Source organism: Cellulosimicrobium sp. GQ32 (assembly GCF_059758455.1).
This window is the reverse complement of record NZ_JCAXEP010000006.1, coordinates 113,371-135,542: the sequence shown is the minus strand read 5'-3', so window position 1 is coordinate 135,542 and position 22,172 is coordinate 113,371. Positions and strand designations below refer to the sequence as shown.

General features: G+C 75.1%; 25 protein-coding genes and 1 riboswitch. Of the genes, 14 read left to right on the top strand and 11 right to left on the bottom strand.

Going from position 1 to position 22,172, the window contains the following annotated elements; translation table 11 throughout:
• The first annotated feature begins 7 nt into the window (after positions 1–7).
• Together AC6CH9_RS11865 and AC6CH9_RS11860 are read left to right on the top strand one after the other, a co-directional pair.
• A complete protein-coding gene (locus AC6CH9_RS11865; protein ID WP_498155060.1) occupies positions 8–661 on the top strand; it encodes an RNA polymerase sigma factor in 654 nt (217 codons plus the stop codon).
• Positions 658–1,647, top strand: a complete 990-nt coding sequence (locus AC6CH9_RS11860; protein WP_498155059.1) for a hypothetical protein — start codon at positions 658–660, stop codon at positions 1,645–1,647. The genes AC6CH9_RS11865 and AC6CH9_RS11860 overlap by 4 nt, the downstream gene beginning before the upstream one ends.
• A gap of 90 nt (positions 1,648–1,737) precedes the next feature.
• On the opposite strand, the gene AC6CH9_RS11855 is transcribed toward AC6CH9_RS11860, so the two are convergent.
• On the bottom strand, positions 1,738–2,661 hold the full coding sequence (locus tag AC6CH9_RS11855; protein WP_498155194.1) for an LLM class F420-dependent oxidoreductase: 924 nt from the start codon (positions 2,659–2,661) through the stop codon (positions 1,738–1,740).
• Between the two features lie 188 nt (positions 2,662–2,849).
• Positions 2,850–3,149, bottom strand: coding sequence for a Dabb family protein (locus tag AC6CH9_RS11850; RefSeq protein ID WP_253054032.1), 300 nt, complete (start codon positions 3,147–3,149; stop codon positions 2,850–2,852).
• Between the two features lie 23 nt (positions 3,150–3,172).
• On the opposite strand from AC6CH9_RS11850, the gene AC6CH9_RS11845 reads away from it, so the two are divergent.
• Positions 3,173–4,066, top strand: coding sequence for an LLM class flavin-dependent oxidoreductase (locus AC6CH9_RS11845; protein WP_498155058.1), 894 nt, complete (start codon positions 3,173–3,175; stop codon positions 4,064–4,066).
• Between the two features lie 3 nt (positions 4,067–4,069).
• Here the strand turns inward: AC6CH9_RS11845 and AC6CH9_RS11840 are convergent, their stop codons facing one another.
• Entirely contained in the window at positions 4,070–4,363 is a 294-nt protein-coding gene (locus tag AC6CH9_RS11840; protein ID WP_498155057.1) for a hypothetical protein, read from the bottom strand.
• Between the two features lie 153 nt (positions 4,364–4,516).
• On the opposite strand from AC6CH9_RS11840, the gene AC6CH9_RS11835 reads away from it, so the two are divergent.
• On the top strand, positions 4,517–4,717 hold the full coding sequence (locus AC6CH9_RS11835) for a DUF2510 domain-containing protein (RefSeq protein WP_498155056.1): 201 nt from the start codon (positions 4,517–4,519) through the stop codon (positions 4,715–4,717).
• A 23-nt stretch (positions 4,718–4,740) separates the two neighbouring features.
• Here AC6CH9_RS11835 and AC6CH9_RS11830 read toward each other — a convergent pair whose 3' ends face one another.
• Both AC6CH9_RS11830 and AC6CH9_RS11825 read right to left on the bottom strand, forming a co-directional pair.
• Complete coding sequence (locus AC6CH9_RS11830; RefSeq protein WP_498155055.1) at positions 4,741–5,340, bottom strand: dihydrofolate reductase family protein; 600 nt, start codon at positions 5,338–5,340, stop codon at positions 4,741–4,743.
• A 91-nt stretch (positions 5,341–5,431) separates the two neighbouring features.
• Positions 5,432–7,333, bottom strand: coding sequence for an ABC transporter ATP-binding protein (locus tag AC6CH9_RS11825; protein WP_498155054.1), 1,902 nt, complete (start codon positions 7,331–7,333; stop codon positions 5,432–5,434).
• Positions 7,334–7,484: 151 nt separating this feature from the next.
• Here AC6CH9_RS11825 and AC6CH9_RS11820 point away from each other — a divergent pair, with 151 nt between their 5' ends.
• The 3 genes from AC6CH9_RS11820 (at position 7,485) to AC6CH9_RS11810 (ending at position 8,854) form a co-directional block, all read left to right on the top strand.
• A complete protein-coding gene (locus tag AC6CH9_RS11820; RefSeq protein ID WP_498155053.1) occupies positions 7,485–8,123 on the top strand; it encodes a TetR/AcrR family transcriptional regulator in 639 nt (212 codons plus the stop codon).
• Positions 8,120–8,407 (top strand): hypothetical protein, encoded by a 288-nt coding sequence (locus AC6CH9_RS11815; RefSeq protein ID WP_498155052.1) that lies wholly within the window; start codon positions 8,120–8,122, stop codon positions 8,405–8,407. The genes AC6CH9_RS11820 and AC6CH9_RS11815 overlap by 4 nt, the downstream gene beginning before the upstream one ends.
• Before the next feature lie 171 nt (positions 8,408–8,578).
• Entirely contained in the window at positions 8,579–8,854 is a 276-nt protein-coding gene (locus AC6CH9_RS11810) for a hypothetical protein (RefSeq protein WP_498155051.1), read from the top strand.
• A gap of 19 nt (positions 8,855–8,873) precedes the next feature.
• Here the strand turns inward: AC6CH9_RS11810 and AC6CH9_RS11805 are convergent, their stop codons facing one another.
• Both AC6CH9_RS11805 and AC6CH9_RS11800 read right to left on the bottom strand, forming a co-directional pair.
• Complete coding sequence (locus tag AC6CH9_RS11805) at positions 8,874–11,579, bottom strand: polynucleotide kinase-phosphatase (RefSeq protein ID WP_498155050.1); 2,706 nt, start codon at positions 11,577–11,579, stop codon at positions 8,874–8,876.
• Positions 11,576–13,093, bottom strand: coding sequence for a 3' terminal RNA ribose 2'-O-methyltransferase Hen1 (locus AC6CH9_RS11800; protein ID WP_498155193.1), 1,518 nt, complete (start codon positions 13,091–13,093; stop codon positions 11,576–11,578). Before AC6CH9_RS11800 ends, AC6CH9_RS11805 begins: the two co-directional genes overlap by 4 nt.
• 184 nt (positions 13,094–13,277) lie before the next feature.
• Between AC6CH9_RS11800 and AC6CH9_RS11795 the strand changes: the two genes are divergently transcribed.
• From AC6CH9_RS11795 to pnuC, 3 genes are all read left to right on the top strand, one after another.
• Positions 13,278–14,456 (top strand): class I SAM-dependent methyltransferase, encoded by a 1,179-nt coding sequence (locus AC6CH9_RS11795; RefSeq protein ID WP_498155049.1) that lies wholly within the window; start codon positions 13,278–13,280, stop codon positions 14,454–14,456.
• Between the two features lie 46 nt (positions 14,457–14,502).
• Complete coding sequence (locus AC6CH9_RS11790; protein WP_498155048.1) at positions 14,503–15,273, top strand: TetR/AcrR family transcriptional regulator; 771 nt, start codon at positions 14,503–14,505, stop codon at positions 15,271–15,273.
• A 147-nt stretch (positions 15,274–15,420) separates the two neighbouring features.
• Positions 15,421–15,544: riboswitch (FMN riboswitch) on the top strand.
• Between the two features lie 152 nt (positions 15,545–15,696).
• Positions 15,697–16,395 carry a nicotinamide riboside transporter PnuC gene (gene pnuC / locus AC6CH9_RS11785; protein ID WP_047232316.1) on the top strand — a complete coding sequence of 233 codons (699 nt, stop codon included), beginning with the start codon at positions 15,697–15,699 and terminating at the stop codon, positions 16,393–16,395.
• 32 nt (positions 16,396–16,427) lie between these two features.
• Here pnuC and AC6CH9_RS11780 read toward each other — a convergent pair whose 3' ends face one another.
• Both AC6CH9_RS11780 and AC6CH9_RS11775 read right to left on the bottom strand, forming a co-directional pair.
• Positions 16,428–17,099, bottom strand: a complete 672-nt coding sequence (locus AC6CH9_RS11780) for a hypothetical protein (protein WP_498155047.1) — start codon at positions 17,097–17,099, stop codon at positions 16,428–16,430.
• A gap of 9 nt (positions 17,100–17,108) precedes the next feature.
• Positions 17,109–17,456 carry a VOC family protein gene (locus tag AC6CH9_RS11775; protein ID WP_498155046.1) on the bottom strand — a complete coding sequence of 116 codons (348 nt, stop codon included), beginning with the start codon at positions 17,454–17,456 and terminating at the stop codon, positions 17,109–17,111.
• A gap of 199 nt (positions 17,457–17,655) precedes the next feature.
• Between AC6CH9_RS11775 and AC6CH9_RS11770 the strand changes: the two genes are divergently transcribed.
• From AC6CH9_RS11770 to AC6CH9_RS11760, 3 genes are all read left to right on the top strand, one after another.
• On the top strand, positions 17,656–18,906 hold the full coding sequence (locus AC6CH9_RS11770) for an acyl-CoA dehydrogenase family protein (RefSeq protein WP_498155045.1): 1,251 nt from the start codon (positions 17,656–17,658) through the stop codon (positions 18,904–18,906).
• 114 nt (positions 18,907–19,020) lie between these two features.
• Positions 19,021–20,253 (top strand): acetyl-CoA C-acyltransferase, encoded by a 1,233-nt coding sequence (locus AC6CH9_RS11765; RefSeq protein ID WP_498155044.1) that lies wholly within the window; start codon positions 19,021–19,023, stop codon positions 20,251–20,253.
• Positions 20,254–20,458: 205 nt separating this feature from the next.
• The gene (locus AC6CH9_RS11760) at positions 20,459–20,587 is read left to right on the top strand and encodes a hypothetical protein (protein WP_255318705.1); all 129 of its coding nucleotides are present in this window, start codon (positions 20,459–20,461) and stop codon (positions 20,585–20,587) included.
• A 214-nt stretch (positions 20,588–20,801) separates the two neighbouring features.
• On the opposite strand, the gene AC6CH9_RS11755 is transcribed toward AC6CH9_RS11760, so the two are convergent.
• Both AC6CH9_RS11755 and AC6CH9_RS11750 read right to left on the bottom strand, forming a co-directional pair.
• The gene (locus tag AC6CH9_RS11755; protein WP_047232320.1) at positions 20,802–21,017 is read right to left on the bottom strand and encodes a hypothetical protein; all 216 of its coding nucleotides are present in this window, start codon (positions 21,015–21,017) and stop codon (positions 20,802–20,804) included.
• 68 nt (positions 21,018–21,085) lie between these two features.
• Entirely contained in the window at positions 21,086–21,595 is a 510-nt protein-coding gene (locus AC6CH9_RS11750; protein ID WP_053371812.1) for an NUDIX hydrolase, read from the bottom strand.
• A gap of 178 nt (positions 21,596–21,773) precedes the next feature.
• Here AC6CH9_RS11750 and AC6CH9_RS11745 point away from each other — a divergent pair, with 178 nt between their 5' ends.
• Entirely contained in the window at positions 21,774–22,169 is a 396-nt protein-coding gene (locus AC6CH9_RS11745; protein WP_047232322.1) for a RidA family protein, read from the top strand.
• Positions 22,170–22,172 lie beyond the last annotated feature (3 nt).

The window sequence follows — 22,172 nt, the reverse complement described above, 5'->3', positions numbered from 1 at the left end:
ACCCCGGATGCCCGCCCCTGACCGCCCGCCCGAGCGGATCCCGCCGGCCCCACCGCCGGACGAGGACCGCGCGGCCCGGTTCACCGCCCTGTTCGAGGCCACGCACCGCCCCCTGCTCGCCTACGCGGTGCGGCGCGTGGCCGACCCGTCCGACGCCGCCGACGTCGTCGCCGAGGCGTTCCTCGTCGCCTGGCGACGCCTCGACGACGTCCCCGTCGGAGACGACGCGCGACCGTGGATGTTCGGCGTCGCACGCCGGGTCCTGGCCAACCTCCACCGGGGCGCGCGGCGCCGGCTCGCCCTCGCCGACAGGCTCCGCGCCGAGGTCGCGGAAGCGGTCCCGCCGCCGACCGGCGAGGTGAGCGACGTCGAGCGCGCGCTCGCGCGGCTCGGCCCCGACGACCAGGAGCTGCTGCGCCTCGTGGCGTGGGAGGAGCTCGCACGCGACGAGATCGCCCTGGTGCTCGGCATCTCGCGCGCCGCGGTCCGGGTGCGCCTGCACCGGGCGCGCCGGCGGCTGGCCGAGCAGCTCGACGGACTCGTGGCGCCCGGCACACCCGGCGCACCGGCGTCAGCGCCGCAGCGGAAACGGGACGACCCGACCGGACACGTGGTCACCGGGTGGGGACGACCCCGCCCCGGAACCGAGGAGGCACGATGACGGACCCGATGATGCAGCTGCGCAGCGTAGACCCGGCTCGGCGTGCGGGTCTCGGTGCCGTGGACGAGGCGGCGTTCGCCGCCCTGCGGGAGGAGATCCTCATGACCACCACGCTCGATACGGCGACCACCGCACCCGCCGCACCCCCGTCACGTCGGCGACGGCTCGGGCGCCGCGGCGCGGTCGCGCTCGGCCTGGCGACGGTGCTCGCGGGCGGGGGCGTCGCGTACGCGGCGGTCCAGGCGTTCCGCGGCTCGTCGGGCGAGGGCGTCACCTGCGTGAGCGCCTGGAGCCCCGACGTCGCCGACGGGCTCGACGTCGACGCGGCCGGGCCCTGGCTCACCGGCGACCCGTACGCGGACTGCACCACGCTCCTCGCGGAGCAGGGCCTGCCGCCGATCGATGACCCGGTGGCCTTCGCCTGGGACGGCCAGACGTACGTCGCCCCGGCCGACCAGGTGCCCGACGGCGTCGAGCGGCTCGAGGGCCGCTCGGCACTGGATCCCGCCGTGGTCGAGCTCCAGCAGAGCGCGACCGACCGGGTCGACGGCGGGGCGAGCACGTGCCGCACCGTCGCCGAGGGCGTCGCCTGGGCCGAGGACGAGCTCGACCGGCTCGGCCTGGACGACTGGTCCGTCGAAGAGCGGGACGCGCTGCCCGAGCCGGTGGGCGAGGCGCAGGTCTGCGCGGAGGTGGCGGTCGACGTCGGCGGGCGCGCGATCGTCGTCGGGGGGACGACGGGCTCGGACGGGATCCTGGAGGACCCGCTGGTCGCCGGGATCGTGGCAGCGCTGAGGAGCGGGATCACCGACCGGTGCGTCTCGCTCGACGAGGCCCGGGTCGTCGCCGACGACGCCCTGACGGCGGTCGACGGCCCGTTCCCGACGACGAGCGTGCCGGACGAGAGCGTCACCTGTGCACGCGTCGACCTGGTCGTCGGCGGCAGCTTCCAGGCCACCGTCTACGGGCCGACCACCGCGGGCTGAGCGACCACCCGGTCGACGTCGGCCGCGCTGGTGCGGCCGCACCCCTCCCCGCGTCGCGACGGGCCGCCCATCGCGACGCGGGTGTGGGCGTCAGGGAAGCTGCGGCACGACCTCGCTCGCGATGAGGTCGAGGTGGTCGAGGTCGTGCAGGTCGAGCACCTGGAGGTAGAACCGGGTGGCGCCCTGCTCGGCGGCGGCCGCGACCTTGTCCGCGACCTCGGAGACCGTCCCGGCCAGGCCGTTGCGCCGCACCTCGTCGGGCTCGCGGCCGATCGCCTCGGCCCGACGGCGGAACTCCGCCTCGTCCTTGCCCACCGCGACGACGAACGCGGCGGAGTACACGAGCGAGTCGGGGTCACGGTCGGCGTCGAGGCACGCGGCGCGCACGTTCTCGAACCGCTCGGGCAGCACACCCGGGTCGGGGAACGCGGCGTTGAACTCGCTCGCGTACCGGGCCGCGAGCGCCGGGGTGCGCCGCGGACCGTGGCCGCCGACGATCACGGGGACGCGCGCCTGCGCGGGCTTGGGCAGCGCCGGGGAGTCGGTGAGCGTGTAGTGCTCGCCGCCGAACGAGAACGTCTCGCCGACCGGCGTCTCCCACAGCCCCGTGATCACCGCGAGCTGCTCCTCCAGGATCCCGAACCGCTTCTCCGGGAACGGGATGCCGTACGCCTCGTGCTCGCGCGCGAACCAGCCCGCGCCGAGCCCGAGCTCCACGCGACCGCCGGACATCTGGTCGACCTGCGCGACCTGGATCGCCAGCACGCCCGGGTGCCGGAACGTCGCCGACGACACGAGCGTGCCGAGCCGGATACGGCTCGTCTCCCGGGCCAGGCCCGCGAGCGTCGTCCACGCGTCGGTCGGGCCGGGCAGGCCGTCGCCGTCGCCCATGACGAGGTAGTGGTCGGAGCGGAAGAAGGCGTCGAAACCGAGGTCCTCCGTCGCCTTCGCGACCGCGAGGAGGTCGTCGTAGGACGCGCCCTGCTGGGGCTCGGTGAAGATGCGCAGGTCGATCTGGGTCATGCCGTCACCCTGCCACACCGGGCGTTCACCCCATGCCGCGAGGTAGAACCCTGGTCCCACGAGGTAGAGGCCTGGTCGCGCGAGGTAGAACCCTGGTCCCACGAGGTAGAGGCCTGGTGGCGCGAGGTAGAGGCCTGGTCATGACCACGCCTCTACCTCGGCGCGAGGGCGCCGCGGAATCAGTCAGCGAGGGGGACGAGGTCGAGCTCCTGGAACTCCGCGACCTCGGGGACCCAGCGGTCGGCGACGAAGCCGCGGTGGTCCGGGTGGGCGTCGTACGCGGCGTACGCGGCGTCGTCGTCGAACACCATGGAGAACTGGAACGTCAGCGGGCTCTTGGCGCTCACCTGGCGCGAGACCGTGAAGTCCCGCACCCCCGGGATCGCGGTGAGCGTGCGACGCGCGGTGCCGAGGAACTCGGCCTCCTCGGCGCTGCCGGCGGGGTGGACGAGGCGGAAGGCGACGGTGTGCTGGATCACTCCCCCACCCTAGGCTGGCGACCATGCGCGTGAGCACCGTGATCCTGCCGATCTACCCGTGGCGCGAGGGCCGGGACGTGTGGCGGTCCGCCGACGACCTCGGGTTCCACGCCGCCTCCACGTACGACCACCTGTCGTGGCGCACGTTCCGTGACGGGCCGTGGTTCGGCGCCGTCCCGACGCTCGCCGCCGCGGCGGGCGTGACGGAGCGCGTGCGGCTGGGCACGCTCGTGTCGTCGCCGAACTTCCGCGAGCCCGTGACGTTCGCGAAGGACGTCATGACGCTCGACGACCTGTCGGGCGGGCGCGTGACCGTCGGCCTCGGCGCGGGGACGACGGGCTTCGACGCGACCGTCCTCGGCGGCGAGCCGTGGTCGGCCCGGGAGCGCGCCGACCGGCTGCGCGACTTCACGGTCCTGCTGGACCGGCTGCTCACCGAGCCCGCGGTGACGCACGACCAGGGCCACTACCGCGCGCACGAGGCGCGGACGATCCCGGGCCCGGTCCAGTCCCCGCGCGTGCCGTTCGCGATCGCCGCGACGGGACCGCGCGGGCTGCGGCTCGCCGCGCGCTACGGCCAGGCGTGGGTGACGACGGGCGACGGCCGCCTGGGCGACGACGCGACCCCGGCGGAGTCGCGGGCGGCGGTCCGCGACCAGGTCGAGCGGCTCGAGGGCGCCTGCGCCGACGCCGGGCGTGACCCCGCGTCGGTCGAGCGGATCCTGCTCACGGGATTCACGCCCGACCCCGCGCTGGAGTCGGTCGACGCGTTCGTCGAGACCGCGCACGGCTACGCGGAGGCCGGGATCACGGAGATCGTCGTCCACTGGCCCATCCCGGGCACGCAGTTCGCGGCCGACCAGCGCGTCTTCGAACGGATCGCGACGGACGGCGCCGCGCGGGTCGGCGGGCTGTAGCCGCTAGAAGAGGACGTCCAGCAGGAACCGGAACGGAGCGGTCGCCGTCTCCCAGACGATGCGTCCTGCGGACCGGTGCTCGAGCCGGGCCTGCCGGGCCGCGAAGACCGCGGCCGCGACCCCGCCCAGGACCGCGGCGCCCAGAGAGACTCCGACGAGCCACATCGGCAGGTCGACCAGGTAGCCGGCCACCGACAGCGCCGCCGCGACCGCGCCCAGCACGAGGCTGACGACGAGACCCCAGGCCGCCACGGGGTCGTCTCCACGGCTGTGCCGCGCCTCTCGACCGTCCTCCACCCGCACAGTGTGCCAGCGGCTCGACGTCTCGGTTGCGGGACCTTCGATCGTGTCGAGGGAACCTGCGAGCGCCCCGCTGCGTGTAAGAGGTGGGGGTCCCGTGACACATGTTCCGTACGAGGGGGCTCACGGGACGCGACGCGAGGAGGCGACGTGGGCAAGGCAGCGGCGGGATGGTACGCGGACGCGCCGGGATCGGGCAGCGAGCGCTGGTACGACGGCGCGGAATGGACCGACCGCACCCGCGCGCGCCGCGCGTCGGAGGACACCGGGCCGTGGCGCCGGGTCCTCGTCGTCGGGGCCGTCGTCGTGCTCGTCGTCGCGGCGCCGCTCCTGCTCGCCGTGCTCGGCTGAGGTACCGCCGGCGACGAGTCCCGTCAGCCGAGCGGCCCCAGCACCCGGTACGTCACGTGCGTGACGAGCGACGCCGCGCGGACGGCGACCGTCTCGAGCGCGAGGGGCGGGACGCCGTCGAGCACGCGGTCCCCGTGCCCGAGGACCTGCGGCACGACGTGCAGCCGCAGCTCGTCGAGGAGACCCGCCGCGAGCGCCTGGTTGATGGTCGCGGCGCCGCCGGCGATCGAGACGTCGCGGCCCCCCGCCGCCTCTCGCGCCTGCGCGACGGCGGACTCGATGCCGTCGGTGACGAAGAAGAAGGTCGTCCCGCCCTCCATGACGAGCGGCTCGCGCGGGTGGTGCGTGAGGACGAACACCGGCCCGTGGTACGGCGGCTCCGGCCCCCACCACCCGTGCCAGTCGAGGTCCCACTCGCCGCGGCCGGGGCTGAACATGTTGCGCCCCATCACGAACGCGCCCGCAGCGAGGATCGCGTCGAGCTCCGCGCGGTTCTCGTCGGCCGTCTCGAACATCCACCGGTGCAGGTCCACGCCCTCGCCGAACGGGTGCTCCAGCGTCTGGTCGGGCCGGGACGAGAACCCGTCCACCGACACCGCCACGTCGCACGTCACGTTCCCCATGCCACCCTCATCCTCCGCGTCCGCGTCCGCGATCCGCGGCCGCCGTCGTCCACCACCTGACGACACCTCGGACCGGCCCCGGCGGTCGAACTCATCGCACCCCCTGCCTCGACGTGGCGGCCTCCTCGGTCGCGATGCGCAGGGCGGCGACGAGCTCGCGGTAGAGCTCGTCGGTCGCGAGGAGCTCGGCGTGCGTGCCGCGGGCGCGGACGCGGCCGTCCTCCATGACGAGGATGAGGTCGGCGTCGATCACGGTGGACAGCCGGTGCGCGATGGTCACGACCGCGCGGTCGCGCGCGAGGTCCTCGATGACCGCGTGCACGGCGGCCTCGGTGAGCCCGTCGACCTGGGCCGTCGCCTCGTCGAGCAGCAGGACGTCAGGCGCGTGCAGGACGGCGCGCGCGAGGGCGACGCGCTGCCTCTCGCCGCCCGAGACGGTCGTCCCGACGAGCGACGTGTCGAGCCCGTCGGCGAGCGAGCGCACCTTGGTCTCGAGGCGGACCTTCGCGAGCGCCGCCCACATGGCCTCGTCGGTCGCGTCCGGGTCGGAGAGCCGGAGGTTCTCGCGGATCGTGCCAGGAACGACGGGCGTCTCCTGCTCGACGTAGGCGAACCGGCGCCGGACGTCGTCGAACGTGAGGTCGTCGTAGGGCACGCCGTCGAGCAGGATCTGCCCGGACTCGGGCTGGAGGAACCGCAGGAGCAGCGAGAACGTCGTGGTCTTGCCCGCTCCGGACGGCCCGACGATGGCGACCTGCCCGCGGTGGGGCACGTCGAGGTCGAGGTCGCGGACCACGGGCTCGCCGCCCGGCAGGTAGCGCGCCGTGACGCCCCGCAGGGAGAGCCGCGGCGTCCCGGTCTCGGTCCCGTCGGTGCCCGACGCCGCTACCGCCTCCGCCGGCCGCCCCGCCTCCGCACGGGTCGGGTCGAGCGGCGCCGAGCCGGCCCGCCCGGGCCGGGCCGCGTCGTCGTCCTCCTCCGGCTCGATCGCCTGGACCTCGCTGATGCGGCCCGCGGCGGCGATGCCGGCCTGGAGCTGGGTGACGTTCATGGTGAGGCCGGTGACGGGCTCGACGATCTGGAACGCGTAGAGGAGGAACGCGACGAGGCTCGACACGGCGAGCAGCCCCTCGTCGACGCGCCACGCGCCGAGCGCGAGGATGACGATGATCGCGAGCTGGATCCCGCCGCCCGCGATGGTCCACGCGACCGCCTCGGTGCGCACGGCCCGGACGCTGTGCCGCGCCGAGGCCTGCGCGTCGTCGAGCACGCGGTCGATCTGGCGGCCCTCGGCCCGGCTGGCCTTGATCGTGCGGATCGCGCGGAGGCCGCCCTCGAGCGTCCCGCCGAGGCTGCCGAGCGACTCCTGCGCCTTCTCCTGCGCCTTGGCGATCCGCGGCATGAGCGCGCCCACGAGCACGGCGATGACGACGATCGCGCCGAGCGTCGTGCCGAGCAGCACGATGTCGAGCACGCCCATGAGGACGATCGTCCCGACGAGCGACACGGCGAAGTTGACGAGGTTGACGATGCTGGACGACGCGGCCTCGCGCAGCAGCACGGTGTCCGAGGTGACGCGCGTGACGAGCTCGCCCGTCGGGCGCCCGGTGAGCGCGCCGATCCGCGCGCGGAAGTAGCGCCGGACCATGGACGACCGCGCGTCGAGCACGACCCGCTCGGCGAGCGTGCCGAGCAGGACCCACTGCCACAGGCCGAGCACGAGGCCCACGACGAGCAGCCCGACGAGCGTGAGGACCGCCGGGGTCAGCGACTCTCCCGTCCCGAGGGTGTCGAGGACCCACTTGGTGACCATCGGGGTCGCCAGCGCAGCGGCGGTGGTGCCCAGCCCCAGGACGAGCCCGAGCAGGAGCGTGCGGCGGTGCGGTCGGACGAACTCCCAGAGCACCTTGAGCCGCGGGAGGAACGGGCCCTTCGGAGCGTCGGTCGTGGCGGACGGCGTGGTCGGCGGGCCGGGGGCGTCGGTCGTGGACATGGCGTCAACCATGGTTGACATCCTCTCTCGTGTCAACCGTGGTTGACGCGGGGGCGGATCCGAGGTGGAACGAGATTGGCCACTAGTGGAACATGATTGTTCCACTAGTGGCAAGAGGTGTTCCACAGCGTCGCGAGCTATCGTGGGCCGCGTGACGGCACGAACCAGCGCGCGGGACGCCACCACCGCGCCGGCCCCCGCAGCGGCGCACGACGGCGTGCCCGCGGAGAGCGGAACCCGCGCGCGCACGCGGCGCGCGATCCTCGACGCCGCCGTCGCCGTGCTCAGCACGGACAAGTCCGCGTCGCTCGGCGACGTCGCCCAGGCCGCACAGGTCGGGCGCACGACGCTGCACCGCTACTTCCCCGAGCGCGCCGACCTCGTCGAGGCGATCGGTTCCGAGGCGGTCGAGCGCACGCGCGCCGCGATCACCGCGGCCCGCCTCGACGACGGCGACCCGGTCGCCGCACTGCGCCGCCTCGCGTTCGAGTACTTCGACCTCGGCCCCTGGTACATGGTGCTGTCCAACGAGCTGTCCGACTGCGAACCCGAGTTCTGGGCGGAGTCCGAAGCCGCCGAGGAGCCGGTGCGCGAGCTCCTGCGTCAGGGCCAGGCGGAGGGCGTGTTCGACGACCAGCTCACGGTGTCGTGGCTGGTCCGCACCCTCTGGTGGATGCTCTTCAACGCCTGGGCGATGCACGACGAGGGCGAGGCGACGCGCGCCGACGCGCTGCGCATGGCCGTCCGCAGCATCGAGGGCGTCGCGCTCGCCCGCGAGGCCCGCCCGTGAGCCCCGCACCGAGCCCGACCCCGCGGCCCCGCCTCGGCGAGCGCCTCCGGCGCTGGTGGCAGCGTGCCGACGACGTGCGCACGGGCGTGCGCTGGGCGAGCGTCGCGACGGTCTTCGGTGGTGTCGCCGTCGCGGTCGTGTGCCTCGTCCTCGTGCTCCGCGGCCGCGTCTGGGCGTGGTTCCCGCTCCTCGTCGCCGCCGCCGTCGCGCTCCGCGAGGTCCGCTACCTCCAGCGCGCCGCGCGCGGCGGCCGACCCCGCTACCAGGAGAACGCACCGCGCTGAGTCCGGGGGCGTGGACCGCGCGGCCCACGGGGAGGGACCGCTCGTCATCCGGAGGTCGCACCCCGGTGGACCCCAGGATCCACCGGACGGGCGACGCGCTGGGGGCGGGTCGCCGGGAAGACTGGCGGTACGGCGTCGGGCAGCGGCGCCGGAGAACCCCGGAGGCGCTCCGTGACGACCCCGACCCCCGCCCGGGACGCTACGTTCCCCGAGCAGTCCCCCGAGCAGTTCCCCGCGCGGTCCCCCGAGCAGCCCTCTGCGCGCGCGGCCGCCCGCGGCCTGCGCGTCACCGCGCGCCGCGGTGCGCGACGACGCGAGGCCGACCCCGCACAGCGCCCGGCCGTCCCGCCGGTCGAGCGGGCGAACGGCTGGCTCGTCGCGGTCGCGGTGCTCGGTGCCGCGGTCCTCTTCTCCGTCCTCGCGATGAACGCCTTCATGGGCGGCTGACGACCTCGCACGCCCCGGCTCACAACCGCGGGTCGACGGGCTCCGACTCCAGCGCCAGCACGGCGAACACCGGCTCGTGGACGCGCCAGGTCGGCTCCCCGCGCGCCGCCCGGTCGAGCGCCTCGATGCCGAGCGCGTACTCGCGCAGCGCGAGCGAGCGCTTGCGCCCGAGCGACCGCTCACGCAGCCGTTCGAGGTTGCTCTCCTCCGTGTACTCGGGGCCGTAGATGATGCGCAGGTACTCCCGGCCGCGGACCTTGAGCCCGGGCTGCACGAGCCCGCCGCCCTTGCCTGCCGCGCCCCGCCGCCGCACGAGGTTCGCGAGCGGCTTGACCACCATGCCCTCTCCCCCGGCCGCTGTGAGCTCCTCCCACCACGCCGTCCCCTCTGCGCGCGACGCGTCGTCCGCGAGGTCGACGACGACGCGCCGCGTCGTGCGGAACAGAGCCGGGTCAGCGGCGACGAGGCCGTCCGCGACGTCGAGGTGCCACAGGTGGTCGCGCTCCGCGTACGTCGTCCCGGTCGCCTCCGCAGACCCCGGTCGCGCGGACATCCCGCTCGCGAGCACCTGGAACGGCGCGACCTGCACGCCGCGCAGCAGGTCGAGCGTGTCGCCGCCGGCCGCGGCGGTTCCCGTGTCCCACCGGTAGCGCCGGTACGACTCGACGAACAGCTCGGCGTCGGTCGCGCGCCGCGCGGTCCGACCGCGCAGCTCGCCCACGTCGACGCCGCGCGCCTCCGCGGCGGCCAAGGCCGCGAGCGCGGACGGCATGACGGCCCGCGCCGCCGCGCCGACGCTCGCGTACTGGTCGCGCAGGAGCTGGTCGGCCTTGAGCGACCACGGGAGCACCTCGGCGTCGAGCAGCACCCAGTCGGCGCCGAGCGCGTCCCACGTCCCGGCCGCGTCGAGGGCCGCGGCGACGCGTCCGAGCAGCAGCGCCGTCGTCGGCTCGTCGAGGAACGACCGCCCCGTGCGCGTGTGCACCGCGCCGGGCGCCTCGATGCCGAACCGCTCGGCGACGACGCGCGAGCCGTCCGGCCCCGAGTCGCGCGCGACGAGCAGGACCGCGCGCGAGCCCATGTGCTTCTCCTCGCACACGACCCGGTCGACGCCGTCGCGCGCGTACGCGGCGAACGCGCCGTCGGGGTGCTCGAGCAGGCCGGGCAGGGTCGAGGTCGCGACCGGGCTCATGGTCGGCGGCAGGTACAGCAGCAGGCGCGGGTCGACGGCGAACCGGCTCATGACCTCGAGCGCGCCCGCCGCCTGCTCCTCGCCGACGGTCACGCGCCCGTGCGTCGAGGTCTCGACGACGCGGCGCCCGAGCACGTCGGACACGGAGAGCAGGTCGGGCTCGCGCGCGGGCGAGGCCGAGCCGTCCGAGCCGTCGGGCAGGAACGGGCGCGCGGGCGCGTAGTACTCGCGCGCGGCCGCCACCTGCACGACCTCCTTCTCCGGGTAGCGCAGCGCGGAGAGCTTCCCGCCGAACACGCAGCCCGTGTCGAGGCACATCGTGTTGTTGACCCACTCGGCCTCGGGCGTCGGCGTGTGGCCGTACAGGACCGTGGCGCTGCCCCGGTAGTCGTCCGCCCACGGGTAGCGCACGGGGAGCCCGAACTCGTCGGTCTCACCCGTGGTGTCGCCGTAGAGCGCGAAGCTGCGAACCCGCCCGGACGCCCGGCCCTGGTAGGACTCCTTGAGCCCGGCGTGCGCGACGACGAGGCGGCCGTCGTCGAGCACGAGGTGGGAGACGAGGTCGCGGCAGAACTCCGCGACCTCGCGGCGGAACTCGTCGGGCTCCTCGGCGAGCTGGGCGAGCGTCGCCTCGAGGCCGTGGGACACCTTGACGTCGCGCCCGCCGAGCGCGCGCACGAGCTTGTGCTCGTGGTTGCCCGGCACCGCGAGCGCGTGGCCCGCCCGGACCATGCCCATCGCGAGGCGCAGCACGCCCGGGGAGTCCGGGCCGCGGTCGACCAGGTCCCCGAGGAAGATCACGCGCCGCCCCGCAGGGTGCGCGGCATCGACGGGCCGGCCGGCGTCGTCGCGCACGACGGCGTAGCCCAGGTCTCCGAGCAACGTCACCAGCTCGTCGAGGCAGCCGTGCACGTCGCCGATCGCGTCGAACGGGCCGTGCTCGTCGCGACGGTCGGTGAGCAGCGGCGTGCGCACGATCCGCGCGGCCGCGACCTCCTCCTCCCCGCGCAGGACGTGGACGGTGCGGAACCCCTCGCGCGACAGGCTCTTGAGCGACGACCGCAGCGCCGCGCGCTGACGCGTCACGACGTGCGCGCCGAACCCGCGGTCCGCACGCGCCGCGTTGCGGTCGACCGCGACCTTCTCGGGCACGTCGAGGACGATCGCGACGGGCAGCACGTCGTGGGCGCGCGCGAGGGCGACGAGGGTCTTGCGGGCCTCGCGCTGCACGTTCGTCGCGTCGACGACGGTGAGCAGGTTCGCCTCGAGGCGCTTCGACACGATGGTCTCGAGCACCTCGAACGCGGCCCTGGTGGCCGCCTGGTCGTTCTCGTCGTTCGACACGAGGCCGCGGCACACGTCCGACGACACCGTCTCGTACGGGCCGAAGTGCGCGCGCGCGAACGTCGACTTCCCCGAGCCGGAGACGCCGACGAGCACCACGAGGCTCGACGCGGGGACGCGCAGGTCGCGCGTCGCCGTCGCACGCTCGGTCGTCGGCTCGGTGGCCTGCTCGGTCACGTGCTCGCTCATCGCGCCTCCCCTCCGTCGTGCGTGCCGGGACGTGCCGCGGCCGTCCCACCGGGCGGGGTGGTCGCGTCCAGCGTGAGGACGACCAGCTGCGTGGGGGCGCCGACGTCCGGCGCGAGCGGCCCGACGTCGCGGTGCTCGACCGCGTACCCGTACCGGCGCGCGGCGGCGCCCGCCCACGCGCGCAGCTCGGCGCGCGTCCACTCGAACCGGTGGTCGGGGTGCCGCACCCGGCTCCCGCCCGGCCCGTCCAGGAGGTTCGGGTAGTGCACGTTGTACTCCGCGTTGGGCGTCGTGACGACGACGACGCGTGGTCGCGCGTGCCCCAGCACCGCCTGCGCCAGGGCGTCGAGGCGCGACGGGTCGACGTGCTCGACGACCTCCATGAGCACCGCGGCGTCGAACCCCGTGACCCGGTCGTCGGTGTACGTGAGGGACGACTGGAGCAGGCGCACGCGCTCGCGCTCGGCGTCGCTCGCGTCGTGCAGGCGCAGCCGCGCGGCCGCGCGCTCGAGCTCGCGCGCCGAGACGTCGGTGCCGAGGACCCGCGTGAACGTCCGGTCGGCGGCGAGGCGGCGCAGGAGCGCGCCTTCCCCGCAGCCGAGGTCGACGACGGTCCGCGCGCCGACCTCGTGCAGCACCCCGAGCACCGCGTCCGCGCGCTGCCGGGCGAGCGGCGGCTCCGCCGCGTCCGCCTCGGGCGACGTCGCAGCGTCGGACGAGCCGCCGCCGTCGGGCTCGGCGACGTCCGCGGGCGCGGCGCCGTCGAGAGCGGCGAGGCGCGCCGTCGCGTCCTCGACGTAGCGGCGCTGGTGCGCGAGGTAGCGGCGCAGGATCTGCGCGCGCTCGGGGTGGTCGGCGAGCCAGCCGCCGCCCGCGCGCACGAGCTTGTCCACCTCGTCCGTGGAGACCCAGTAGTGCTTGGCGTCGTCGAGCACGGGCAGCAGCACGTAGAGCTGCGCGAGCGCGTCGGCGAGCCGACGCGTGCCGCGCAGGCGCAGGTCGACGTACCGCGAGGCGCCCCACGCGGGGACGGTCGGGTCGAGCGGCTCCGCGGTCGCGGTCACGTGCCAGCCCAGCGGCTCGAAGAGCCGGCGCGCCAGGTCGGCGCCGCCGCGGCAGGGCAGGGACGGGACGTGCACGTCGAGCGGGAGCTCGACGTCGGGGAGGTCCGGCCGGGCGTCGCACCGGCCCGCCATCGCCGTCGCGAACACCTTGCCCAGCGCGACGGCGACCATCGACGACGCCGCGTACGGGCGGTCGTTGACGTACTGCGCGAGCGCGAACGCGTCCCCGCCGCCGAAGCGCTTGTTCCGCACGATCCCCACCGGGTCGACCTCGAGCAGCAGCGCGACCTCGCACCGCTCCGCCGTCGCCTCGGGGTAGAACACGTGCGCGCGGCCCACGGGCAGGTCGAACACCTGCGCGCGGTCCGGGTGCTTGTGCAGGAGGAACCCGAGGTCGGTGGCGTCGTCGAGCGTCCCCGGGGACGCCGTCGCGGCGAGGGTCATGAGCATGGCCGTCATGGTGTCATCCGCCGCCGGTCGGGGCACCGGGATTGTGGACGGACGAGCGCCCTGTGGACGGTCCACGTTTCAGCCGCTCCACCCATCGACGCGGGCGCTCCGGAGGTCTACCGTCGAACCACGGGCGCCGCTGCCCACGGCACGCGCCCGGCCAACGTCCAGCCGGAGGCCGCGCATGGTCGCCACAGCCGAGAACGGACCCCCGGGCCCGGGGGACGACCCCGCGGGGGGCGACCCGGCGCCGTCGGACGCCGACGCGTTCGCCGACCGCCTGTTCGCCGCGACGCTCGGCGCGATCGACGTCCTGGCCGTCCACGTCGGCGACCGGCTCGGCTGGTACCACGCGCTCGTCGACGCCGGACCCCTCACGTCGACCGGGCTCGCCGAGCGCACCGGCACCCACGAGCGGTACGCGCGCGAGTGGCTGGAGCAGCAGGCGGCCAGCGGCATCCTCGCCGCGGAGGACCCGGGCGCCGGGCCCGCGCTCGCGGCCGACCCCGTCGCGGCCGCCCGCGAGCGCCTGTATGCCCTGCCGGCCGCGCACGCGGAGGTGCTCACGGACACGACCTCGCTCGCGTACGTCGCACCGCTCGCACGCTTCGTCGGCGCGATCGGCCCGCAGCTCCCGCACCTGCTCGACGCCTACCGCACGGGGGGCGGCGTCTCCTGGGACCAGCTCGGCGACGACGCGCGCGAGGCCCAGGCCGAGGTCAACCGGCCGTGGTTCGAGCGCGAGCTCGCCCCGACGCTCGCGCGGGTCCCGGCGGTCCACGACGTGCTGCGCCGGCCGGGGGCCCGGGTCGTCGACGTCGGGTGCGGGTTCGGGTGGTCGACGCTCGCGCTCGCACGCGCCTACCCGGACGCGGTGCTCCACGGCGTCGACGTGGACCGCCCGTCGGTCGCGGCGGCCCGCGCGGCGGCCGAGGAGGCGGGGCTCGCGGGCCGCGTGACGTTCCACCTCGCCGACGCCGCCGAGCTCGGCCTCGTCGAGCCGGCCGGTCTGCCGTTCGACGCCGCGTTCGCGTTCGAGTGCGTCCACGACATGCCGCGCCCCGCCGCGGTGCTCGACGCCGTGCGCCGCGCGGTCCGGCCCGACGGCGTCGTGGTGGTCATGGACGAGGCCGTCGGCGAGGAGTTCACCGCGCCCGCCGACGACGTCGACCGGGTCATGTACGGGTACAGCCTCTTCGTGTGCCTGCCCGACGGGCTGTCGTCGCGGCCGTCCGTCGGGACCGGGACCGTCATGCGCCCTGCGACCCTGCGCCGCTACGCGCGCGAGGCCGGGTTCGCGGACGTCGCGGTGCTGCCCGTGGATGACTTCTCGTTCTTCCGGTTCTACCGGCTCGTGCCCTGACCTCCTGGGCGGGGCGAGCGACGGGTACCGGTGTACCGTCCGGTGCATGACCGACGTCCGCAGCCGCACCCATGCCCAGGCCGTCGACGCAGCGATCGAGCTCTTCACCCGCAAGGGCTACGAGCAGACGACCGTCGAGGAGATCGCCGACGCCGCCCAGGTCAGCCGCGCCACCTTCTTCCGCCGTTACGGGTCCAAGGAGGACGTGGTCTTCGCGGACCACGAGCTCCTGCTCGACGAGGTCGTCGTCATGCTCGCAGCGACTCGGCCCGTGCCCGACGCCGAGGGCCGGCTCACGCCGGACCCCGCCGTCGACCCGTACGTCGAGGTCTGCCGCGCGGCGCGACTCGTGTTCGACCACCACGTGGGACAGCGCGAGACGTCGCTGGCCCGCTGGCAGCTTCTCCAGCAGGTGCCGGCGCTGCGCGACCGCGAGCTCGTCACGACGCACCGCTACGAGCGCGCCTTCACCGCGTACCTGCGCGACGCGCTCCCGCCGGACGAGCGCCGCTCCACCGCGTCCATCGCGTTCGCCGCGTCGGTCGTCGCCGTGCACAACGCGCTCCTGCGCCGGTGGCTGCGCTCCCCTGACCAGGACCTGCGCCCCCAGCTCGAGGAGGCGTTCGCGGACCTGCGCCGCGCCGCCGTCGGCCGGTACGCCGCGACCGACGGCGACGGCGGCTCGGCCGAGCGGCACAGCACCGGGAACGGCGGGGGCCCGGCGCGCCGCGTCGTCGTCACCGTGGTCGACGCCGGGGCCGACGCCCAGGGCGTCGCGGACGACGTCGCGCGCGCTGTACGCGACGCGCTCGCGTGACCAGCTGAGATCGGCAGCTTCTGCCGAGCTCGGTCATCGCGACTGCCGACCTCGGTCGGACGTGCCGATGTCGCGTCGAGTGACCGATCGCCGCGGCGTCGGGGAATGCGCAGGTAGCATCGGCGGTTGCAGAACGCAGTACGCACGAACGTGCTCCGGGGTCGGTGCAATTCCGAGCCGGCGGTGACAGTCCGCGACCCGCGCCCACGCGCGGTTGACCTGGTGGAACTCCAGGACCGACGGTGACAGTCCGGATGGGAGGAAGCACGTGCGGCGCGGCCGTCCTCGGCCGGGCTCTCGCGAGCCCGCGCGACGGGGCGCGGGCTCGCCGTGGCGAGCGACGCCGTCGGGCCCTCGTGGCCCGGCCCCGCCGCCCGCCCCTCACCCCGGAGCCCGACGTGCCCGGGAGGACGAGGACATCCGATGGACCTGATCCACGCGCTGTTCGACGCGCAGCTGACGATCGGCGACCAGCACCTGCTGTGGCGCGAGATCGTGGGCAACGGGTTCGGCCTGGCGTCGGCGCTGGGCGGCATGCGGCGCAAGGTGTGGGCGTGGCCGGTGGGCATCGTCGGCAACCTGCTGCTGCTCACGGTGTTCCTCGGCGCGGTGTTCGCGACACCCAATCCCGTCAACCTGCTGGGCCAGGCGGGACGCCAGGTGATGTTCGTCGTCGTGTCGGTCTACGGCTGGGTGCAGTGGCGCAAGACCCAGGCCCGGCTCGGCGACGCCGACGCGGACAGCCACGGTGTCGCGGTCGTGCCGCGCTGGGCGTCGTGGCGTCAGCGTGCGTTCCTCGTCGTCGCGCTCGTCGGCGGGACGGCGCTGCTCACCCCCGTGTTCCGCGCGCTCGAGTCGTACGAGCCGGTCTGGGCCGACGCCTGGATCTTCATGGGCTCGCTGCTCGCGACGTACGGCATGGCCAAGGGCTGGGTCGAGTTCTGGCTGATCTGGGTCGCGGTGGACGTCGTGGGCGTGCCGCTGCTGATCTCGGCCGGCTTCTACGCGTCGGCGTTCATGTACGTGTTCTACGGCGCGTTCACGCTCGTCGGGTTCTTCGTGTGGTGGCGCGTCAACCGTCGCGCGACGGCCGAGGCAGAGGCGGCGGGCGCGCCCGCCTGACCCGGGCCCGCGGCCCGGACAGCGGTCGCGGGTCAGTCCTCGAACAGCATCGGGTCCGACGGCGCCACCCGGCTCGCGCGCAGCGCCGGGTCCGCGCACAGCGCCTCGACGAGCGCGCCGCTCCCGCCCACGTAGGTCGCGGCGGCGTCGATCTCGGTCCCGACGAACCACGAGCGGTCCTCGGGCCACCACAGGTTGGGCGGCTGCTCGTGGTCGCGGAACGCGTCGGCGTCGGTGAGCGTCCCCGTCCACAGGTGGTACTCGCGGTGCGGGAGCAGGAGCATCGGGGCGGCCGGGCGCTCGACGAGCGTCGGCGCGAGGTGCTCCCACGCCTCGGCGACCGCGCGCTCGATCTCCGCCGCGGTCGGGCGCGGCTCGTCCTCGGGCCACCCGACCAACGGTGCGACGCCCGAGCTCGCGCGCGGGTCGGTGCCGTGGTCGTAGAGGAACGCGTGGCCCGTCCACAGGGCGAGGTGCACCGGCTGGGCGCCCGTGAAGGGTGCGAGCGCCCCGGCCAGGGCGTCGGTGCGCGCCGCGAGCGCGACGTCGTCGTCCCAGCCCGGGTGCGGGACGCACGCGTACGCCGCGAACCCGCGCGGGACCGTGCCGTCGACGCGCGGGCCGAACTCCCCGAGCCGCTCCGCGATCCACGCGCCCGCGGAGGCGTCGTCGTCCCAGGTCACCCGACCGGCCGTCATCGTCACGCGCGCACCTTACGACGACGGGAGCGCGCCGCTGAGCCCGACCTCGTTGCCGTCGGGGTCGCGGAAGACGATCTTCACGACCCCGCCGTCGTACGTCTCCCGACGCTCCGGCTCGATCCCGCGGTCCGCCGCTGCGGCGACGAAGGCGTCGACGTCCTCACGGAACACCGTGACGACGCCGTGCCCGGCGTGCTCGGGCACCTGCTCGACGACGAGCCACCGGTGCTCGGCGAGCTCCCACACGGACTCGGTGGGCGTCGCGACGAACGTCGGCTCCGCCCCGAGCAGGCGCACGTACCAGTCGCGCGCGGGGTCGTGGTCGCGCACGTGCATCGTCACGAACAGGTCGAGGGCCATCTCTCGACGGTAGGACGGGGGCCGTGTGCCCGCACGGCGCTGCGAGCGCCGAGGCGATACGCCGTCTCAGATTGACTGATACCCGGTATCGCTGCACTATGGGAGAGACCGCCGCCGACGCCGGGCCCGCACCCGGGACCCCCGGCGCCGGGGACGGTCGCGCAGGACCGACCGCAGCCGCCCTCCCAGGGGAGCACCGATGCCCACCACCCCGATCATGCCCGGCGTCACCGAGCCCACCTACGACCTCGCGACCCCGCTCGACCTCGACTACGCCGGCGCGTTCGCCGACGCGACCGAGGAGGACCGCGCCCACCAGCAGCGCGTCCGGCAGTTCGTCCAGGACGAGGTGCTCCCGGTCATCGACGACTACTGGGAGCGCGCCGAGGTCCCGTTCGACCTCGTCAAGCGCATGGGCGAGCTCGATCTGCTGCGCGACGGCGTCGACGTCGAGGGCCGCCCGCGCGTGAGCCTGCTCGGCGCGGGCCTCGCCGCGATGGAGATGTCGCGCGGCGACGGCTCCGTCGCGACGATCTGCGGCGTCCAGGGCGGTCTCGCGCTGCGCAGCATCCAGATGCTCGGCTCCGACGAGCAGCGGGCGAAGTACGCCGAGCCCATGGCGCGCGGGGAGATCCTCGGCGCGTTCGCGCTCACCGAGCCCACCCACGGCTCGGACTCCGTCTCGCTCGAGACGACGGCGCGCAAGGAGACGCGCGACGGCGTCGAGGGCTACGTGCTCAACGGCGAGAAGAAGTGGATCGGCAACGGGTCGTCGGGGCACATCACGGTCGTGTGGGCGCGGCTGGTCGGCGACGCCGAGGACGGAGCCGACGGCCAGGTGCACGGGTTCGTCGTGCCGCAGGACACCCCGGGCTACACGGGCACGACCATCACCGGCAAGGTGTCGCTGCGCGCGATCTGGCAGGCGCACGTCGTGCTCGACGACGTGTTCGTCCCGGCCGAGAACGCGCTGCCCGGCGCACGGTCGTTCAAGGACACCTCGCGCGTGCTCTTCGCGACGCGCCTCGGGGTGGCGTGGGCCGCCGTCGGGCACGCGGTGGCCTGCTACGAGTCAGCGGTCGCGTACGCGAAGCAGCGCGTCCAGTTCGGGCGCCCGCTCGCCGCGAACCAGATGGTGCAGGAGCGCCTCACCCGGATGCTCTCGACGATCACGCAGCTCCAGCTCCTCGTCGCCCAGATGACGCGGCTCGACGAGGCGGGGACGCTCACCGGGCCGCAGGCGTCGCTCGCCAAGTACACGTGCACGCGCGGCGCCCGCGAGGTCGCCGCGAGCGCGCGCGACCTGCTCGGCGGCAACGGGATCCTGCTCCAGAACCGCGTCGCGCGGCACTTCGCCGACATCGAGGCCCTGCACACGTACGAGGGCACCGAGTCCGTCCAGGCGCTCATCGTCGGGCGCGACATCACAGGCGTCTCCGCGTTCGTCTGACGACCCCGAGGGCGCACGCCCTCCCCAGCTCCCCGGCGCCGCTCGCCCCTCCTCGCGGCGCCGGGGCTTCCCTCTTCGCCCCTGACCTCCCGCCTTCTCCCCGGACGGAGCCCCATGAGCACCGACGCCACCCCCCTGCCCGACGCCGCCGCCGTCACCCCCGAGGACGAGGTCACCCCGGTCCTCCTGCACGGCGCGCGCACCCCGTTCGCGCGCTTCCGCGGGGGCCTGGCCTCGCTCTCGGCCGCCGAGCTCGGCGCGCACGCGATCCGCGGCGCCCTCGCAGCGTCGGGCGTCGCGCCCGAGCAGGTGGACACCGTCATCGTCGGGCAGGTCGTGCAGGCGGGCGCCAAGCAGGGGCCGGCCCGCCAGGCCGCGATCCTCGCGGGCCTCGGCTGGGACGTCCCCACCGTGACGATCAACAAGCTGTGCCTCTCGGGACTCACGGCGATCATCGACGCGGCCCGACTGATCCGCACCGGCGAGGCGAGCGTCGTCGTCGCGGGCGGGCAGGAGTCCATGACGAACGCGCCGCACCTGGTCGTCGGGTCGCGCGCCGGGTTCGCGTTCGGCGACGTGACGATGGCGGACTCGCTCACGCACGACGGCCTCAACGACCCGTTCAGCGGCGAGGTCATGGGCGAGCTCACCGACCGCGGCTGCACGACGCGCGGCATCGGCCGCCCCGAGCAGGACGCGTTCGCGCTGCGCTCGCACCAGCGGGCCGCCGCCGCGCGCGACGCCGGGCGGCTCGCCGAGGAGATCGCGCCCGTCGAGGTGCCGCAGCGGCGGGGCGAGCCGGTCGTCGTCGAGCACGACGAGGGCGTGCGCGCCGACACCACGCTCGAGGCCCTGGAGCGCCTGCGCCCCGCCTTCGTGAAGGACGGGACCATCACCGCCGGGTCGAGCTCGCCGCTGTCCGACGGCGCCGCGGCGGTCGTCGTCGCGAGCCGTGCCTTCGCGAAGCGCAACGGCCTGCAGTGGCTCGCCGAGATCGGTGCGGCGGGCCAGGTCGCGGGACCCGACAACTCGCTCCACTCCCAGCCTGCGCGGGCCATCGAGGCCGCCGTGAAGCGCGAGGGGATCGCCGCCGCGGACCTCGACCTCGTGGAGATCAACGAGGCGTTCGCCGCCGTCGCGCTGCAGTCGGTCGCGGACCTCGGCATCGACGCGGACGTCGTGAACACCGACGGCGGCGCCATCGCGCTCGGCCACCCCGTCGGCGCGTCCGGCGCGCGCCTCGCGCTGCACCTCGCGCTCGCGCTGAAGCGCCGTGGCGGCGGCGTCGGCGCGGCGGCGCTGTGCGGCGGCGGCGGGCAGGGCGACGCGCTGATCCTGCGCGCCTGACGCCCTCGTCGGGCGCAGCGCAATCCCGCCCCACGCGCTTGCCCGCGCGAACGATCCGACCCTGGTGCACGATGCTGCACCAGGGTTGGCGCGCTTCGGTCGCCGCGGTGTGACGCAGATCGCGCCGAGGTCGGCCGAAACCGCGTCATGGATCGCGTCGGGCGCGGTCTCTCTCCCTGGAACCACCCCCGACGAGAGGACCGTCATGACCACCGTGACCGAGGCAGCCCGCCGCACCGCGAGCCGAGCGCGCCACTCGCACCTGTCCGCGGTCGCCGTCGCGCTCGTCGGGCTCGCCGCCGGCTTCGCCGCCGCGCCGTACCTGCTCGGCTGACGTTCGGGCCACCCGCCGACGGCGGGGCCCAGCGCGGTGTGGGGCGGCGGGCCGTGCAAGGATCGTCGTGGTGACGGTCTCGTCGTTGAGAAGAGGCTTCGGGCCCCTTGCCGGGGCTCAGACGTGAGCCCGTTGAGGCGCTGGACCGGCTGCAGCCGGTCCAGTGTCTCGACGTCGGCCGTCGCGAAGCTGCGCGGTCTCCCGCGCACGGACGTCACCCCATGAAAGCCCGGCAGTGCGGGCAGAGGCACACGGTCTCCCTCGCGGCGATGCCGGTGACCCGGCACAGGTGCTCGCACACGATGCTGACGTGGTGCGGGACCGCGGAACCCGGGATCGCACCCCACGCGATGATGTGCAGGACGCGGGCGCGCGCAGGCGCACCGCAGTCCGGGCACGTCACGCCGACCCACTTCTCGATGACACTCATGCGGAGTCCATCGCCTGACAGTACGCCCCCTCCCCCGCGCGGTACGCCCCGGGGGGGTCGGGCGCTCCTCAGACGTCCGGCGTGGCGCCCGGCCGTGCCGAACCCGGTGCCCGCAGCGCGAGCCGTTCCTCGAGGCGGTCGAGCAGCGGGACCTGGCCCGCGACGACGAGCCCGCGGGCTCGAGCGAGCGGGAACCAGCCGGCCCGGTCGAGCTCGGGGAACTCCTGCATCCGCCCCGAGCGCGGCGGCCACTCGAGCGCGAACGTGTTGCTGGAGATCGCCGTGACGTCGAGGTCCGCCTCGCGCGCCCACGCCGCGACGAGCTTGCCGGCGCGCTGGCGCACGGTGCCGAGGTCCAGGTCAGGCGCCTCCGCCGCGGGGGCCGAGACGCCGAGCTCCTCCGCGAACTCGCGCAGCGCCGCGGCGTGGCCGTCCTCGCCCGGCTCCACCTCGCCCTTGGGGATCGTCCAGCCGCCCGCGTCCTTGCGCGCCCACAGCGGACCGCCCATGTGCCCGAGGAGCACCTCGACGACGTCGTCACGGAACCGGTAGAGCACGAGCCCTGCTGACTGCTTCACCCCTCCTTCCTACACAGCCGACGGCGGGACGGCCCGTCGGGGCCGGGTCGCCGCCCCGTCGGCGGGTGAGCCGCGAGCCCGGTCCGGGGCGCAGAACCGGTGCGCGCCCGCCCGGAGCGTGTGGGTGGCGCGGCGTAGCGTCGGCCGTCTCAGGACCAGAACGCAGGAGGGGACGACCATGACCACGCCGAGCGTCACGCACCTCAACCCTGCCGGGCTGCACCGCAATCCGGCGTTCTCCCAGGGCACGATCGTCGAGACCGGTCGCACGCTCTACGTCGGCGGCCAGAACGGCACCGACGCGGACGGCGCGATCGTCGAGGGCGGCATCGCGGCCCAGACGGCGCAGGCGCTGCGCAACGTCCTCGCCGTGCTGGCCGAGGCCGGCGCCGGGCCGGAGGACGTCGCGCGGCTCGCCGTCTACCTCGACCCCGAGGCCGACCTCATGGAGGGCTTCGCCGCCGTCGGCGAGGTCTGGGGCCCGCACCCGGCCGCCGTGACGGTCCTGCGGGTCGGGATCGGCCGACCCGGCGCGCTCGTCGAGATCGAGGCGGTCGCGGCACTCCGGCCGTGACGC

Coding starts and splice junctions, on each gene's coding strand:
- AC6CH9_RS11845 (WP_498155058.1), top strand. CDS start 3,173: ATGCGCGTGAGCACCGTGATCCTGCCGATCTACCCGTGGCGCGAGGGC.
- AC6CH9_RS11770 (WP_498155045.1), top strand. CDS start 17,656: ATGCCCACCACCCCGATCATGCCCGGCGTCACCGAGCCCACCTACGAC.
- AC6CH9_RS11745 (WP_047232322.1), top strand. CDS start 21,774: ATGACCACGCCGAGCGTCACGCACCTCAACCCTGCCGGGCTGCACCGC.
- AC6CH9_RS11765 (WP_498155044.1), top strand. CDS start 19,021: ATGAGCACCGACGCCACCCCCCTGCCCGACGCCGCCGCCGTCACCCCC.
- AC6CH9_RS11760 (WP_255318705.1), top strand. CDS start 20,459: ATGACCACCGTGACCGAGGCAGCCCGCCGCACCGCGAGCCGAGCGCGC.
- AC6CH9_RS11805 (WP_498155050.1), bottom strand. CDS start 11,579: ATGAGCGAGCACGTGACCGAGCAGGCCACCGAGCCGACGACCGAGCGT.
- pnuC (WP_047232316.1), top strand. CDS start 15,697: ATGGACCTGATCCACGCGCTGTTCGACGCGCAGCTGACGATCGGCGAC.
- AC6CH9_RS11775 (WP_498155046.1), bottom strand. CDS start 17,456: ATGGCCCTCGACCTGTTCGTGACGATGCACGTGCGCGACCACGACCCC.
- AC6CH9_RS11790 (WP_498155048.1), top strand. CDS start 14,503: ATGACCGACGTCCGCAGCCGCACCCATGCCCAGGCCGTCGACGCAGCG.
- AC6CH9_RS11865 (WP_498155060.1), top strand. CDS start 8: ATGCCCGCCCCTGACCGCCCGCCCGAGCGGATCCCGCCGGCCCCACCG.
- AC6CH9_RS11830 (WP_498155055.1), bottom strand. CDS start 5,340: ATGGGGAACGTGACGTGCGACGTGGCGGTGTCGGTGGACGGGTTCTCG.
- AC6CH9_RS11755 (WP_047232320.1), bottom strand. CDS start 21,017: ATGAGTGTCATCGAGAAGTGGGTCGGCGTGACGTGCCCGGACTGCGGT.
- AC6CH9_RS11825 (WP_498155054.1), bottom strand. CDS start 7,333: ATGTCCACGACCGACGCCCCCGGCCCGCCGACCACGCCGTCCGCCACG.
- AC6CH9_RS11795 (WP_498155049.1), top strand. CDS start 13,278: ATGGTCGCCACAGCCGAGAACGGACCCCCGGGCCCGGGGGACGACCCC.
- AC6CH9_RS11800 (WP_498155193.1), bottom strand. CDS start 13,093: ATGCTCATGACCCTCGCCGCGACGGCGTCCCCGGGGACGCTCGACGAC.
- AC6CH9_RS11860 (WP_498155059.1), top strand. CDS start 658: ATGACGGACCCGATGATGCAGCTGCGCAGCGTAGACCCGGCTCGGCGT.